This is a genomic window from Providencia sp. Marseille-Q8014, assembly GCF_965112055.1.
In genome coordinates, this window is the sequence record NZ_CBCOPT010000001.1 from 900,801 (window position 1) to 918,182 (window position 17,382).

The window sequence follows — 17,382 nt, forward strand, 5'->3', positions numbered from 1 at the left end:
AGAGGGACATTAAAATCGATAAGTAAAATCCACCGTGAAGGTTCGTCCAGGAGCAGGCATTAAACTCAATGCCATTGGATCAACATAATATTCGTTGGTTAAGTTAGTTACCGTTAAATTAATATCTGCATTTGGATTAAACTGATAGTTCGCATAGGCATCGTAGGTGACTGTCGACAAATAAATTAATTGTGTTCCTGTCATACCCACTGTATGCCAATTCTGGTTCAATTTATGCGTTGGTCCACTATTATAAATACGGCGCACGCCAATATCTAAGTTACGCTCCTCTAATAATCTTACGCCAAGTGTCGTGTTAATCGTGTATTTGGGGGGATTAGTCAAATTAACTAATGAAGTGCCAAAGCCACCATTGACGCAATTAGGTGTATTTGGGTCACCATAGGCATAACCACGAATACGACTCGCGGTTGTGGCGTCACAAGTCTTTGCTTCTAAGTAGTAGTTTCCAGAGACATCCGCATAGAAGCGACCCTGATCGTAAGAGAGGTGATATTCGATCCCTGAAGTTTTATACAGGTCGACGTTTTCAATAAGCCATGATGAATTATTTGGATGGTAACCACGCGTGATCATATTGTGCAAATCACTTTTAAACCAAGCAACTTTCGCGGCCATCTTATCATCACTTGTTAGCATTGAATGTTGGACGGTGGAAGCCCCGATCTCCAAAACTTTATTTTTTTCGGGTTTTAAATCAGCCGCAGGAACAGAAGTCCAATTGCCAAGAGTTGATTCAAAAATACTTGGGTTTTTAACGGCCTCGCTATATTTCACATATAACTGGCTAGTGTCATCTAAATGAAATGCAATACCGACTTGTGGGCTAAAGTCGCGTCCATGACGTTCCATTGGTTTGGTATAAGCGTATTCGGTTGTGACTTCTTTTTTCAAGATAGCTTGCTCTGGTGGACGAGGATCGCGCTCAAAGTCATCGAAATCATATTTATCGCCTAGGGTACTATTGGCATAAGGTGTATTTTTTAATGAGTCCAAGGTGTAATGACCTTGTTCATCAGGCCACCATTCCATATACCAACTTTCGGGCCATTTTTGGAAAAATTCCCCATTCTTTTTCAGGCGGGCAAACGTATATTCTTGAGTACGTGATTTTGCCGCGTAAGCGGTACTATTTCTATCTCGCACATTATATTCGGTATAGCGACCACCAACTTGAAGTGTTAGCCAGTTTACGGGTTTATATTCCAACGAACTGGAAAGACTGTACTCTTTGCGAACGCCGCTACGTAAGAAACGGTTTTTCTGCAAATTTTCTTTTAAAATAGGGGAGTTAGGTCCTGTATCTTCATGTTGAAAAGAACCGCCAAGGGTTAAATTAAATTCACCAAAACGGCTTTCAAACGTAGAGCGATTGGTTAAGTTAACGCCATAGCGATCAGCTCGAATATCCGATAATAAGCCTTGTTTGTACTCTTCATTTTGTGGATCAGGTAGCTGTTCTGTTGATAAATCAAACACAGGAACATTACCGATGTTGGCATTGTACATACGGCTCACTGAGCGCGTATACCAAAACTCCGATGTGAGGTTGAGCCAGTCATTATCAGGGTTAAAATTGTGTTTTGCCGATAAAGCATCAATGGTTATTTTACTAGGAACAAACTGTGTTGATTCACCTTTGCTGTTCGGGGCCATAATCATTGAAGGCATAATTTCCCCCCAACTTGCGTCATAACGGCGATAAATCAGCTCCAGTTTTTGATTTTCAGTTAGCTCCCCCATCCCTTTGAGCAGCCAAGACTCACTTCGGCTATGTGTATCAAGTACCTCTTTACCAGCAGGAAACGCTTCGATCACTGCGGCTGTCGTCATTCCTGTGCCGCCAGTTGTCGAATAATGTGCTTTTTCGTAGCGATCAGCACCATGCTTACCAGCAAAGTAGTTACCCTGTTTACGATAAGCGTAAGCTGCAAGGAGTTGGTAGCGATCTTGGTCAGTTGCCATCGCTACACTGCCGAATCGACTGTTCATATTCGGCCATTGATTTGCATCGTCGCTATCTTTGATTTTTGTATAAAACCCTGAGCGTTCTGAAACGGTATTATTTGCCATCCCACCTCTTAAACGAACACCAAACGTTTCGCCTTTAGGGATCACGTCAGCGGGTTGTAGTGTGGTTACACGCACTGCTCCACCAATAGCGCCAGCCCCATCAGTGGCAAGCGTAGGGCCTTTGTCGATGCTAACTTGACTAATCAAATCGGGGTCTAAATAACTCCGCTGCTGTACACCCGCATAGCCTCGATAAACATCGATTGATTGTTGTGTTCCATCAACAATAATAGGCACGCGGCTTTGACCTTGTAGACCCCGAATATTAACATCAAGGGCGCCACCGTTACGAATATCACCTAGATGCACCCCACTGACGCCACGTAAGAAATCAGCGGAGGAATTCCCTCGAAATCTTTCAACTGTTTTTCCATCGATATAAGAGGAAGAGCCGAGCTGTAAATAAGGGAACTCGGCATCCAACTCTTTTTGTGATTTTGCTGAAACTTTTAGTGGGCCTAATTGCGTTATGTCTTGAGTTGAGACTTGGGTTTCAGCGTAAGCAACCATCATTCCGCTTGCCATAAACGGACTAACACCAATAATTAATTTAAGAAGCCGAGAAACAGGCCTCATGGAATGTTTATTCATGACGAGTATTATTTAAAGTTAATTGGTAATACGATTGTAAATAATAATTATTATTATCATTCAATTAATTAACTAATCATTAACATTAAAAGGCGAGTTTGTACTAACATATTGATTATAAAAAATTATAAACATAGGTAATTTACATTTAGGCAGGCGATATAATTACATAATTTTTGTTGGGATATTAAAAATATAGCTAGGCACAATGAATAATGGACGAATTGATTGCGAATTAGCGTGTATCCCCGACCGATAGAGGGGTGACAGCATTAATTCAGAGGTAAGGAACTCGCATAGGTATGGTTAAATGCGTAAGGCAGAGGCGAGGGAGGGGGGAATGTGAATCATATAAAAAAGGCACCGTGCTATACGGTGCCTCGTTGATTCATTATTGTAATAAAGGTTATGCAGTGACTGCTAGTACTTGGTGCATAACAGGGTGGAATTTACGTTTGAAGTAAATTAATCCATGACCTTCTTCTCTTACAATAATCTGCTTTATCTCAACCAAGTAAACAGAATGCGTACCAATATCTTGTACTTGGGTAATTTCGCCTTCTAGATTCGCTAGAGCATCTTTCAAGAGTGGTTGCTGCAAAATACCTCTATCCCAGACACTCCAAGCAAAACGCTCTTCCATCGTCGAGCCTTTCATTCCAGCGAAGTGGCAAGCCATTTCTTCTTGTTCATGGTTAAGCACGTTGACACACAGGCGGCCATTTTCTTGAAAGACCGCATTCATAGCACTGTTGCGGTTAACGCATACCATCAAAGTGGGTGGCGTGTCTGTGACGGAACAGACTGCTGTTGCCGTAATACCGCAACAACCGGCAGTACCATCCGTGGTGACAATGTTAACGGCTGCACCAAGACTTGCCATCGCATCTCTGAAACGTAGGCGATGTTCATTTTCTAAAGACATATTGACCTCCTGCTGCCGATTACTTCAGCAGCGAATCTAACTGATTAATATCATTGTTGTTATGTAAATGTGGGCGTTTCCAGCCATGCTGATCGTAATCAGACAGACAGCGGTCAACCATATCGGTCATTGCCTTCATGTTACCTGAACCATATGCATGTCGTAGACATTGCAGACGAATTTCGTCTTGGCTACCTGCATAGTTAATTTCGTACAGTTCATGACGTCCACCGAACTCACTACCAATCGCATCCCACATGAGTTTTAAGATCTTGATACGTTCTACATGATCCATGCCGTTAGAGCCACGCACATATTTTGCCAGATACTTATCAATTTCTGGATTGTTCATGTCTTTCACGCTAGAAGGTAGATATATCAAACCACTCGTTACGTTACTTTCGATGATATTCTTAATTTTTGTATAGGCCATTGGTGCCATTACTCGATACGTTTGAATCGCTTGAGTATCTGGTAAATATGCACCGCCTTCCCACGCTTTTGCTTCTGAAGTCATTGCATCGGTCAGTGACCAGAATAAATTACGCCATGCAACCACTTCACCTAAGTCTGCTTGTACGCCTCGGAAATCGATAACGCCTGTACATTCAAGGCTTTTTTGTAATAAACCAGTGATAAAATCTAGTTTGACAGCTAAACGTACACAAGCTTGTAATGGGAATAAACGTGCAAAACCACCTTGTACAGCCCAATTACGTGCACGATCGAAATCACGATAAATTAAGACGTTTTCCCAAGGGATCAGAACATGATCCATCACTAATATCGCATCATTTTCATCAAAACGACTTGATAATGGGTAGTCAAAAGGTGCGCCTGTTGCACCTGCAACTAATTCATAGGATGCGCGTGAAATGAGTTTCACTCCATCGGCATCCATTGGCGCGACAAACATCAATGCAAAATCAGGGTTATCTCCCATAACTTGTGCGGAACCAAAACCGATGAAGTTATAGTGAGTCAAAGCCGAGTTGGTCGCGACCACTTTTGCGCCGCTGACGATGATACCTGCATCAGTTTCTTTTTCCAGTTTGATGTAGACATCTTTTACTTCATCGGCGGGTTTATGGCGGTCGATAGGTGGATTTACGATCGCATGGTTAAAATACAGCCCACTTTCTTGAATACGTTTGTACCAATGACGCGCATTGTCAGCAAATTGGCCGTAATACTCAGGGTTAGCGCCTAAACAACTGGCGAATGCCGCCTTATAGTCTGGAGTGCGTCCCATCCATCCATAGCTTTGGCGTGACCAATCGGCAATTGCATCGCGTTGTTGGCGTAATTCATCGGCACTTTTGGCGAAGCGGAAGAATTTGTGGGTATAGCCGCCGTTTCCGGTGTCGGTTCCCCAGCAAAGCTGGTCATGAGTTGCTTTATCATGGAGTGCATCATATAACTGTCCTATCGAAGCGGCTGAATTACGAAATGCAGGATGAGTGGTGACATCTTTTACACGCTCACCATAAATATAAATCTCGCGGCCATCTTGCAGGCTTTTTAGGTATTCTTGGCCAGTGAATGGACGTTTGGCATCTGAGCGAAAATCTTCTGGTTTCATGTCTACCTCGTTATCTCACAAAGAGCGCCGGCGTATAATTGGGTACATAGGTTCGCTGGCATCTAAGTTATGTTAATTTTATGTTTATTTTGTGTTTCTTAATTGAAGCCTGTTCTTTGAAGATAGGAAAGAGATTTTAGAAAGAATCACTGGTACTTTTCGTTGAAACTGAAGATTTATGATAATAATGTGATCATTGTAGTGTTTTTTATCTTAATGAAATAAGCTTTATTTTTATAATTATCTTTATATTCATGTAGTTAAAATTCATTAATTGTTTAATAAATTTAAAAATTACATTAATTTTTGATAAAATTTTATACTACTTAGGTTCCCTTTTATCCCATAAAATAGATATAAAAGTACTTTTCCTATATTTCAAATAGGCTTGTTTGTTGAATAGTGGGTAAGTGAGAATAACGAAATAGGTTAACAAAAAGTTGCTAATGTGTGGTTAAAAATTATTCGAATATTTTCAGTTAAAGCGTACTTAATATCGAAATGTCATGTTCGATATTAAGTACGCTTCTTTTAAATAAAAGGGGTTAGGCGATATGATTCTTTTTCGATAAAGCGTCTATAGATTCATTGATTAAGTTGCCAATGTGTAAGTAATTATCCATATTTTTATCTCCATTTCTAAAACAAATTTTAGATTTGATTTCCGAGTATGAGCCTAGAATGCTTGTTGGCTGTTCATTATTTGCTTTAAGAATTGCCATTTGATGGCTCACGGGAAAATTAATCAATGAAGCTGAGATAAAGTTATCAGGGCATTTTGTTGATGAAACAATCAGTAAATTTAAAGACATAGATTCCAATTGTGAAAAAAGTACTTCAGATTTATCAATAGTTAAGTTTAAGTTGATGCTAGGATCACTACTTAAGACGGCCTCGGTAATATAAGAAATAAAATACTCTGGTAATGAATCAGAAATACCAACATGGAATATTTTTACATTATTGTTTGTTGATTGTTGAGCGATTTTTTTAATTTCCTCTATTTCTTTTAAAATAATTTTACTGTGCTCTAAAATTTGTAGTCCTAATGGTGTGAAATTAACTCGACGTGTTGTTCTTTCTAATAAAAAACACCCTAGATAATGTTCAAGCTTTCCGATTTGAATACTTAGTGTTGGTTGAGCAACATTGCAGTATTGTGCGGCCTTTTTAAAGTTAAGAAACTTTCCTAATGCATCTAAATATTCAAGATCTCTAATGTTCATTTTTTGCCTCTGCTGTCATTTAAAATAAAATATGATTTGTTATTTTATGAATTTTTAAAATAGTCCATTAATAACATTAAATGAAAAGTTGTTAACTTAACGACACAATGAGATAACCACTTTTATGAATTATTGTTGACTTAACTGATAACTGAACTTATTCATTATGAAATCTCAAGCTAGTCTATTTACTTTATAATAAACAAGATTTTCACTCATTGGCGTGCTTATTTATCTAGTAACAAAACATATCTCTTATAATTAGCAATAGTTTGCACTAATAGAAAAAATAAACTCTATTATTAATAAGTTAGTTATTCTTTTATGATGAAAATCCAATCCTGATTTTATGAAAATATAGTTTTTAAATTAACTATCAAAAAATAGAAAGTAATATCTATACTCGCACGTTAAATTGAAAATCAGACTGCTGATTGGATTTAGTTGATTCATAAAAGAGTTATCGTATGAATATATTCATATAACTAGATAACTTCCACATGATCTTTTATCCAACGATGAAACTGATAACCAAAAGTTTGATGCTGTCGACTATATTCAAAGAATGCTTTCATATACCCCATTTTGTCACCACAATCATGAGAACGTCCTTTTATATGATAACCTTCAATCGCGTGTGTTTTCAGTAACATTGAAAGCGCATCTGTTAACTGGATCTCACCACTTACCCCAATAGGTGTTTTTTCTAATAATGGCCAAATATGTTTACTTAAAATATAACGACCAACAATAGCGAGATTTGATGGAGCATTATCTTTTTTTGGTTTTTCTATAATTGCGGAGATATCATGAAAGCGGTCACTCTCGTCACCGTTTCGGTGACAATCGACAATACCATAACTTTCCACATGCTCTATATTGACTCGCTCAATTAATATCTGACTTTTGCCTGTTGAGTAAAAACGGTCAATCATTTCAGGTAAATTATCAGATTCATAATTACAGTCATATTCATTAATAATGACATCGGGCAATACAACGATAAAGTCGTTATCACCAATCAATGGCTTTGCGCATAATATTGCATGTCCTAAGCCACTTGAACAGCCTTGTCTCACATGCATTATCTTTATACTTTTGGGGCAAATGCCCTCGATTTCATTTAATAATTGCTGCTTTCCTTTTTGTTCTAACAATGATTTCAACTCAAAACAAGTATCAAAATGATTCTCAATGGAATGTTTAGATGAATGAGTAACAAAGATAATTTCATTGATACCGGCCATATAACATTCTTTTATTATGTACTGTATAATAGGTTTATCTACAAGGGGTAACATCTCTTTAGGTATTGCTTTTGTTGCAGGCAGCATGCGAGTACCTAAACCCGCAACAGGTATTACTGCTTTTAACATAAATAATCCTTAGTAAATAAAATATTTATTATAATTTGTTCTGGTTGAAATGGTTCTCAACGAGCACAGTTTTTTAGCTTTCTAATAGCAATAATTAGATAGCGGGTTTAAAGATATTTTTTTGTTTGATTGCCTCCTAGTTTTTTGGCTTGATATAAAGCAATATCAGCATTTTTCAATAATACCTTTAAATGGGACCCATGTAGTGGATATTGAGCAACACCGATACTAATACTTATATTGGATATCTTTATGGCTAAGTAACGGTATGAATAGCAATTCATACGATTAACTAGGTTTAAAAAGATGTAATCGGCATTTTGATGACTATTAATCATTAATGCAAATTCATCCCCACCAAGCCGAGCTAAAATGGCGTCGCTAGGCAAAAGTTTTTTAATATTTGTGGCCATTTTCTTTAATAAGTAATCACCGTACTGATGACCTAACGTATCATTTACACGTTTAAAGCCATCAATATCAATAATTGCTAAGTAAAAGCTTTCTATGTTATTTTTTATTGATTTTATCTTTTCATTTGCCTTTTTATAAAATCCATATCTATTGAGTACCTTTGTTAAAGAATCATGATTAACTTGGAAAAGTAATTTATTGTTGTTCGCTATTAATCTAGTCACTTCAACGAATGTTATGCAATATCTAAATTGGCTATCTCCCTTTATATTTGTTTTTATTAGTTTCGTGATAAACACTAGCTTTTTATTGTTTTTGTTTATAAAAAACAGTTCCTTTTCAAAGTCGTTATAACGGAAAATATCATAACTATTATTCTTTTCTAATATAAGATGGTCCGTTTTTATTTTTATTTTATATCCCATGATTTCATCATGGGTATAGTGGTTATGCGTTAAAAAAAGTTCACTAGCGTAAACTATTTCTCCATGTTTATTAATCAGCAGCATCATGACTGCTTGATTTGTGATTGAATTTAATGGAATAGCTTTGTTTTTGACTAATAGGTTTTTTTTAATGTCAAACATAACGATGAGCGTTTTTCTTTATTTAAATAAAGCATAACGAAATATAAATATATCCTCAGTGGCATTTTCATTCCATAAAACGGGAACTGATTTATTACCACCTTGGGTTATTAACCACTGAGTATAAAGCCCTTCTAAAATGCTAGCACTAGCTCTTCGCCATTTTTTATTTACAGATGTTGGTGCATGAGGCCATGCGCAATGCATAATTAATAACTCGCTATTTGCGGGGGCCATCTTCACAAAGCCCCAATTAAACATCTCTAAAACAGTATTAATGTTTTTCTCAAGCTGACTTAATGTATTTGAGTTTTCAATAGTATGTAACTCACCAAGTTGTTGTCCTATTTTTCTTAATGTTTTACAACCTTCATTGGTTTCTCCAGATGAAAATTCAATAAATAAAAAATTAATTAAATCATGCCAGCCTGTCTTATAACCGCGCTGTAGATAACTATCTTGGTCAAAGATCATTTTTATTTTCCTAGTATATCGTTGTCGAATAAATATTTAAAGTAAATATTTGCTTTTGTTTCGTTGTAATTACCAAAAGTATTGTAGCTTACATTAGCGCCGATAAATGACGATGGTGAAAATTTATAATTAGTGTCAAAATTAATGGAGTAACTGAATCCTTTTTCACTGGATTTTTCATATACGTAATCTATATATTCATCATTCTGAGAATAATTTTTTAACTCTGCCTGATATCGCTTATCAGTGGGATAATAATCCGCGCTATTAGAAGAATATGATTGATAGCCTAATGTAGAGTTTAATTTTAATGATAATTTATCTATCGTTTGTTCATAAGAAACGGGTAAAGAAATCGCAATATATCTTTGAGGACTAAAGTAACCTGCTTGCCCTAAGGTATAGTGATTTAGGTTTTTATCAAATCCCATATAATGAACGTTCGCGCCAAACTTTAGTGATTTATCCTTTTTATTTATGCCATAAATGTAAGTGCCCGTATTTAAATCAATGGATTGGTTATTAGGCACTTGTGTACCAATATATTTATTAATGGCCACTTTTGCATATGCACCATATTGGCTGTCATCCCAAGCATATTGCGTTGAAACGGCGTTACGGGTGACTGCTCCCCACTTTCTCCCTGTTGTGCTATCTATGAGTCCACTATAGGAAAGGAGACTGTCTGTAACGGCTCTTCGCTCTGCACCAAAAGTTAACCGACTGTTTGGTGACGTTTCGAGCATCCATTCTGCCCCTCCCACCAAAGAAACAATCACGCCATCGCTATTGGTATGCCCGAAATCGAATTGGAAGTTATCACCTTTGAGCATCATGCTTGATTCTAAGCCTTGTATTGCACGCTCATTAATCTCATCGGCATGTAAATCATTTCGCAAATCACTTTCTACCAAGCTACGTCTATTCGCACGCGTCAAAGCACCACTCCCCACTAGACTGGCATTTTCTGCGGGGGTTTTACCTGAGCTCATCATCGAGGGCGAAACATTTAGGGCTAATTTCACATCATCAAATAATGGTAGTGAGAGTGTGACTGTTTCTTTGAGCTCAGTTAATTGACTTAGCCCCGACTCCCCTGAATGACGGGTAAACTGTACTTCACTATTTATCGATACAGATGTTTTTTGCCGCAAATCTGCCAACAACGTTTCGATGTGATTGAGTTGCTCTTTTTGGCGATTATTTTGATAGCGATAAGTCTGCATTTCCCCAGATAAGGGATGATTGATAGGCAAATAAGTGAGATTTTTTTGTGGTTGAACTAATCCCCATTGTGCGGTTTTTAATAATTTTATAGCTTGGTTATTATCCCCTGCAAGTTGCGCGAGACGTGCAGATAGAACGATATAATCGGTATGGTCCGTCGGCTTGATATCAGCAAAGTATTTCTTCGCTTCTGTAATGTTTTTATTGCTAATTGCTAAGTTGACTAAACCAATTAATGCTTCTTGGTTTTTGGGGGAAATGGACAAAATGTAGCGATAAATATCGGTTGCTTGGTCTGATTGGCCATTGGCTTGATAAATACGCGCTGTACTTAGGAGTAACTTGCTGTTATTAGGGTCATTTTTTATTTCTGGTGCTAATATTTGCCAAGCTTCATTCAAATAGCCATTTTCACGAAATGAGTCCGCTTGTTCACTGAGATAGCTTATTCTGATATTGCTGATTTCTTTTTCACTCATCGCGCTCAGTAAAGCAGGGGTATTCATTAAGCTTTCTGCTTCAGAGTAGTAACCTAAGCGACGTAAAATAAGAATCTGCTGTGTATAATCTTTTAAGTTTCCCTGGGGGGTTGCCGATAAATTTTGACGAATAATATTAACGGCTTGTTGGTTGTCGCCGGCATCCATATATAGCTGAGCAAGACGGCCAATATCACTGGGATTATCTGGTAATGTATTGATATTATGTTTCAATGTATTTAAAGCGGCATTATAGTTGCCATTATCAATGTAATGTTGAGCAATATCGATTTGCTTATTTAATGTAGCCCGTTTTTTGAGTGTGATGATTTCATCGCTCTGAAATTCAGTCGGAATTTTATTAATTAAAATGAGTACGTTATTCCACTGGTTCTGTTCAGATTCCCAAATGAGAGCGCTATGCCAAGTTGCTGCTGACGGATAGTTAGCAACTAGATTATTCATCATGGCATTGGCTTTTTCGAGCTCACCTTTTTTCATTAACACTCGAGCATAGTCTAAGGTTAGCCAAGCATTTTGAGGCGCTTTCACAAGGGCGTTCTTAAGAATCTGTTCAGCCTCACTGATTAAACCGTTATCGAGCGCCTTTGCCGCACTTTGTCGGTGTTGTTCACTGGTATCTATTTTTTGTTGGTAAGCATGACGCTCAGCAAGCGGTAATGACTGTAGTAATTGTTCAAATTCAGCATATTTTTTTTGCTCTGCAAACACCCAAATTAACTGCTCTTTTATTAATTTGTTATTAGGGTATTTTTTATCAAGCTGCTGATACAGTGATTCTGCACTGGAATAATCTTTTTTTGCTCGATAAAGTTGTCCGCGAAATAAATCAAGGGTGATGAGTTGTTGTGTATCACTGGCATGAGTTTCATTAATTAATATCAATGCCTTATCATACTGCTTACTGCGTATTAATTGTTTCACAGTATCGATTGCTGAATAATAGCCCATATTTTGAGCATCTTTTAGCCATTGTGTTTTCTTATGTTCTTTTGTGTTATTTGCCGCTTCAGTCAGTAGTTTTTCTGCTTGTTGGTAATCTTTTTGATGTAATGCCACGTAACCAAGTCCTGCGATAGCATCAACTTTTTTAGGATCCTTCATCAAAACAGCGGTAAATTTCTGTTTAGCTTGAGCAATGTGCCCTTTATTTAGTAGGGAAAATCCTGAAAGGGTCTCGTTATTTCCAACACGACTGTGATAATACTCCATTACGCTATCATCCTTTGGCGATAAACTAATAAAATTCTGATACAGGGGTAAATCCTGTTCATTAGGTTGCAGCCAAAGTAGAGCCTGCTTAAGTGAATGAATCACAACTTCATTTTTATTTTCAATTTGAAAGAGTTTTTGTATTCCTTCGCGTCGTGTTTTTTCCTGATAGGTTAATACAGTCGCTAGAATACGTTGCGCTTTAAAATCAGAAGGGGAGTGCTGTACTCTTTCGGTTAATGCTAAAATCGCTTTATCTAAATGCGCTTTACTGCCAGCGAGTGTTTCATAGTATTCTAATGCTAGATCACCAGTAGGTGGATGATTGGCAAATAGCTTATCGTAAGCTTGTATAGCTTGCTTGATATGACCATTTTTCGCCCATTCACGAGCCTGTTGTAAGGATTCAGGCGAGATATCTTTATGGGGATCGAGGCGCATGAGCTTGACTATTCTCTGATCATTCGGAGAATATTTTTTTAATTTATTGATCCAGAGGATAGCTTCTTGTTTTTTTCCCTGTTGAATTTTGTAATGGGACATTAAATATAATGCCTCGATGTTATATTGTTCAATGGCAAAAACTTTGTATAAAGCATCGTAAGCAAGAGGATAATTCGATTTGCTATGCCAATAATTTGCTTTTTCTAAAAGCATTTTGATGGCGACTTCATTTTCTAATGAATTAGCCAATATTGATAATGAATATGTTCCACATAACAAAGTGATAAGTGTGTTTATTAATAAATTAACTTTCATATTCCCTTTTCACCTTTGTCAGACGTTTGGATTCATGTTGTTTAAATTTATTATATAAATAGAAGCTAATGAATAATAATGAACTAAACAATATAACCATTAATAAGAATAAATGTTGGCTAAAAAACCATAGAACTAATCTATGCGGAGGAAGTTCTCCAGATAAAAATGATGGATTAATGCTTAAGTTTTTAATACTGTCAGCGTCACTGAATAAGAGAATGTCACCCGCATCGAGCGGCTGTCTTTCCGATTTTTTGATATCATTATAAAGCTTATTTAACTGTTCTGTATTTGTTGCAGTCAAAATTGTCACAACTTTATTTGAAGACCATGGGGATTGAAAACTGAGTATGCCTCGCCACTGATGAGTATTTGATAGAAAATCACTCACTATTTCGAATTGATTTTTCCACTCACCTAAAAGCAGTAGTTTTACTTTTTTGAATAACGAAGGTGAAATAATATTTAGATTTCCATTGCTATAGTGATAGGAGGTTCCTTTCATGAGCGATGTTACTGCTGGAATGTCTTTTATTTTAGCAATAACAATGATATTTGAATTTTTTAATTTACTATGTGATTTTTGAGTATCACTCAGTATAGTTAAATGACTAACAGGAAAACCAGTAATACGACCTGATTTCTCCATGAGTTGTAACATTAAAACAATATCTTCTTTTTCCGGTTGTCTGTTCAATAACAGAACGGTATCTGAGAGATCTGCATATTTAGTGTATGGAAATAATCCATTTAAAAACCAATGTGTATTAGGTAACTCGCCAAAATGAGATGCATCGCTAAGATCAATAGTTGAGTTTGTGAGTATTTGATTAACAAAACTCGCATTATTGATAATGTCACAAGCGATATTTTCATCGGTCTTAATATTGAAGTAAAAGCTGAGTTTATTTTTACCAATCAAACCTGAGTTATCAAGGTAGAGCATAGTACTGTTTTTTTGATTATGACCGAAGAAATCAGTAATTGCAGTAATGACACTGTTTTTATGAGCAGAAATATTTTTTAAAAATTGATAGTTTAGGGCAATTGTTAATATCGAATTATTCATATCTACCCAATTTTTTTTATCGAAAGAATAATTGATTTGTACTGGGATTTTATTCCCCGTTAACATGAAAGTATCAGGAGGAACTTGAAAAGTAATATTCTTTTCCTCCAGTAAAAACAGTCGAGATTGCAACGCATCATTCGTTTTCATTATTTGGCTAAAAGGAATAGATTTTTTGAGTGGGAGCCAATTAGGGGCATCATAAGCTAATCGATTTTTAGAACGATAAGCGGGAACGTGTAAATGGTCGCTATCGCCATCGGGTAAATCCTCAGTGAAAAGCTGGTAAGCTGCTTGTCGTAACTCTTCTGCATTACGCCCACTTAAGACTAAAATTTTATATTTTTGATTGATAGGATTATCAATAATTTTTAAATGCGGACCATCGGAATGCGCAAAGGATAAACCCGCAATCATTTCATTGGTTGTTGTAAATAAAACAGCATGCTTTTCAGGGATTTGGTCCAAATAAACATGAAAGTGATTCTCTTTTTCTTCGCTTTTGATCCCAAAAATAGAAGCAACGATTGCTGAGGCGGCTAAAATATCTGGATTAGGCGCGGCGGAATAAACAAACGCAAGTTCGTTTTTATTAATTTTTAGCGGATCTAAAAAGGGTCGAGGGAAGTCCATTAGGGATTTTCGTGTATTCATGAGTATCCCTTGCATCGCCATAATGCTTGAAGGTGATATTTTGAGAGTTACATTTTTTAGATCTGGGCGCTGACATGTCCATTCGTTGTTAATAATGTCATCATTGCTAATAATTTGAAAATTAAGGTTATTTTTTGAGGATAAAACTGTGTTTGCTATTTTAAAAGTAAAAATAGCCTCATCTTTGCCAATTTGAGATAGCGGTATTGCACCTAACGATTGATCATTTAAAGTGACCTGTAAGTTATCTTTTTCAATATTCTCAGCGCTATCGATGGAAAGGACGAGCTGCATTTCTGCATGAGTTGCAATAAAATCATAAGGGAGTGTGAAACTGATCCCTGATTGCAGAGTATCGCCATTTAAAGTGACACCATGCGTTAATCCCATTTTTTTTAATGAAATTTCTTCTGCTGTAGTCTCAATCGCCTCTGTGTTATTCGCTAAATTATCATCTAATAAAAATGCTAATTGAGAGGGCAACTTATTATTTTCATCACTAAGTTCTACAGCAAAAATAGCCGTAGTATGGGTCAGTAATGTATAGGCGATAAGCAAAAGCTTAAGATAGTTAAACATGTTGCCGCTCTTCATTATTCTGTTTTGAAAGAAGAATCGAGTTATCCAATATTTTTTTATTTCTGCGGATAATAAATAATTCAAATGCGCATTGCAGGACATCTATAAACGATCTTAATGGCTTATCAGTAGGACTAAGAGGGGAAAACCAAGCATCTGCACGAGTTAAAACAACACGTACAACATCTCGCCGGACCGTATTGGTTAAATGATCAAATTCTAGACGTAGTTTTTGCTCGTCAACCCAAGCTTTTTTAATGGGAATTAATGCACTTTCCTTACCGATTCCAATTGCAATTTGTGTGATAACCCCTCGTTTATGGTGATGCTCAAGGGGTAAATGAAGTCTTGCGCCACTCATGGATAAATCTATTGAGTGAGTTTCAATATGACTGCCATCAGCAAAGCATACAGTAACAGGAATTGATGCTGGAACCCGAGTAGCACGACGTAATTGTTTCGTTTCTTTTGCCACAGAGATGGATGCTAAAACAATCAGCAAACTATAAATAGCCCAGGTAAGATTGATAATGATGACGCCATCGTCAATGTCTTTATAGGTACCTACAATCCATTTAAAGGAGGCAATGCTAATTCCAGATAATAGGAGTAAAGCGACAATAATCAGTGGGCGGACAGCACGATGATCAAAGTAATTTTTATCTGTCAGGTCGCCTTTATCTGTGACGTTAAATTTGCCCAGTTTAGGGGATATTAAACTCATTAAGGTTGGTGGTATTAAATGAAATGCCATGACTGTTTCATAAATTTCCCCCCAAAATGAATAACGATAGTGACCAACCAGTTTTGAATTCACGTAGTTTGATGTGATCAAATGAGGTAAGGCGTAGGAAAATATTAAAGTAGCCGATGATGAAATGATATTTAGGCTAAATAAAATGAAAACGAGTGGCGATAAGAGGAAGATAGCTCTAGGTAATCCATATTGGAAATGTAGCATTGCGTTTAAATAACAAATGCGTTGTACAAATGTTAGTCCTCTGCCAAGCAATGGATTATCAATACGAAATATTTGTGTCATTCCTCTAGCCCAGCGGATACGTTGATTAATATGTAAAGTTAATCTTTCAGTCGCTAAGCCAGCAGAAAGTGGAATATTTAAAAATGCCGTATTCCAGCCTTTACGCTGTAATTTAAGGGCGGTATGAGCATCTTCAGTAACCGTTTCAACTGCAAATCCGTTTGTCTCTTTGAGTGCACTACGGCGAATAACTGCACATGAACCACAAAAGAACGCAGCATTCCAATTATCATTACCCTGTTGTACTGGCCCATAAAAAAGGGCACCTTCATGTGGGACTCTTTTGGCTGCTGTTAAATTACGCTCAAAAGGATCTTTAGAATAAAAATAATGCGGGGTCTGTATTAGAGCGAGTTTTTCATCTGCTAAGAAGGCACCTACAGTTGCTTGTAAAAACACCCGAGTTGCAACATGGTCGCAGTCAAAAATACAGATCAGTTCACCGCTGGTTTTTGTTAATGCGTGGTTTAGGTTTCCTGCTTTTGCATGGCTATTATCAGGACGGATGATATAACCAACATTAATATCCTCTGCGAGTTGGCGGAATTCACTTCGTTTTCCATCATCTAATATATAAATATTTAATTTGTCTTTAGGGTATTCGATGCATTGAGCAGCAAGTGCCGTATCTTTAACAATATCAATGTGTTCATTATAGGTAGGGATAAACAAATCAACAGTTGGCCATAATGAAGTATCCTTTGGCAATGGCTCTATTTTTCTTTGTAATGGCCAATATGTTTGAATATAACCGAATAATAAAATGGTGAGTGAATAAAGCTCCGCGATAAATAGCAATGAACCTAAAAATAATTCTAGATATGAATCAAAATAGAGTGTTGTTGTCGCTCTCCACCAAACATAACGTGAAGTGCAAAGTAATGAAACTAAGATCATCATGAGTTGCGTTTTTTTGTTTTTAATTCTGCCAATACAAAATATAAATGCAACCAAAACTCCACCTAATATAAATTGCTTATCACTATCTAGAGGGATAATGATTAATAGAAAAAATAAAACTATAAAAAATGAAGATATTAAGAGGTTGCGTATTTTTTGCATATAGCT

General features: G+C 36.7%; 10 protein-coding genes. All 10 read right to left on the reverse strand.

The features are described 5' to 3' along the window. Window positions 1–9 precede the first annotated feature (9 nt). The 10 genes from ACWPW6_RS03880 to bcsA all read right to left on the reverse strand — a co-directional run bounded on the left by ACWPW6_RS03880 (window position 10) and on the right by bcsA (window position 17,376). A complete protein-coding gene (locus tag ACWPW6_RS03880) occupies window positions 10–2,685 on the reverse strand; it encodes a TonB-dependent receptor domain-containing protein (RefSeq protein WP_154622655.1) in 2,676 nt (891 codons plus the stop codon). Window positions 2,686–3,091: 406 nt separating this feature from the next. Continuing rightward, a complete protein-coding gene (gene hpaC / locus ACWPW6_RS03885) occupies window positions 3,092–3,610 on the reverse strand; it encodes a 4-hydroxyphenylacetate 3-monooxygenase, reductase component (RefSeq protein ID WP_154622656.1) in 519 nt (172 codons plus the stop codon). 19 nt (window positions 3,611–3,629) lie between these two features. Next, window positions 3,630–5,192 carry a 4-hydroxyphenylacetate 3-monooxygenase, oxygenase component gene (hpaB, locus tag ACWPW6_RS03890; protein WP_154622657.1) on the reverse strand — a complete coding sequence of 521 codons (1,563 nt, stop codon included), beginning with the start codon at window positions 5,190–5,192 and terminating at the stop codon, window positions 3,630–3,632. A 545-nt stretch (window positions 5,193–5,737) separates the two neighbouring features. Then, window positions 5,738–6,418, reverse strand: coding sequence for a LysR family transcriptional regulator (locus ACWPW6_RS03895; protein ID WP_154635622.1), 681 nt, complete (start codon window positions 6,416–6,418; stop codon window positions 5,738–5,740). 485 nt (window positions 6,419–6,903) lie between these two features. After that, the gene (galU, locus tag ACWPW6_RS03900) at window positions 6,904–7,794 is read right to left on the reverse strand and encodes a UTP--glucose-1-phosphate uridylyltransferase GalU (RefSeq protein WP_154635623.1); all 891 of its coding nucleotides are present in this window, start codon (window positions 7,792–7,794) and stop codon (window positions 6,904–6,906) included. Window positions 7,795–7,901: 107 nt separating this feature from the next. Continuing rightward, window positions 7,902–8,795, reverse strand: a complete 894-nt coding sequence (locus ACWPW6_RS03905) for a GGDEF domain-containing protein (RefSeq protein ID WP_249999917.1) — start codon at window positions 8,793–8,795, stop codon at window positions 7,902–7,904. 18 nt (window positions 8,796–8,813) lie between these two features. Then, complete coding sequence (bcsD, locus tag ACWPW6_RS03910) at window positions 8,814–9,269, reverse strand: cellulose biosynthesis protein BcsD (protein WP_154622188.1); 456 nt, start codon at window positions 9,267–9,269, stop codon at window positions 8,814–8,816. Window positions 9,270–9,271: 2 nt separating this feature from the next. Next, the gene (locus ACWPW6_RS03915) at window positions 9,272–12,967 is read right to left on the reverse strand and encodes a cellulose synthase subunit BcsC-related outer membrane protein (RefSeq protein ID WP_249999919.1); all 3,696 of its coding nucleotides are present in this window, start codon (window positions 12,965–12,967) and stop codon (window positions 9,272–9,274) included. Next, window positions 12,957–15,374 (reverse strand): cellulose biosynthesis cyclic di-GMP-binding regulatory protein BcsB, encoded by a 2,418-nt coding sequence (locus ACWPW6_RS03920; protein WP_272683002.1) that lies wholly within the window; start codon window positions 15,372–15,374, stop codon window positions 12,957–12,959. The genes ACWPW6_RS03915 and ACWPW6_RS03920 overlap by 11 nt, the downstream gene beginning before the upstream one ends. Further along, window positions 15,265–17,376, reverse strand: a complete 2,112-nt coding sequence (gene bcsA / locus ACWPW6_RS03925) for a UDP-forming cellulose synthase catalytic subunit (RefSeq protein ID WP_249999924.1) — start codon at window positions 17,374–17,376, stop codon at window positions 15,265–15,267. Before bcsA ends, ACWPW6_RS03920 begins: the two co-directional genes overlap by 110 nt. Between the last annotated feature and the right edge of the window lie 6 nt (window positions 17,377–17,382).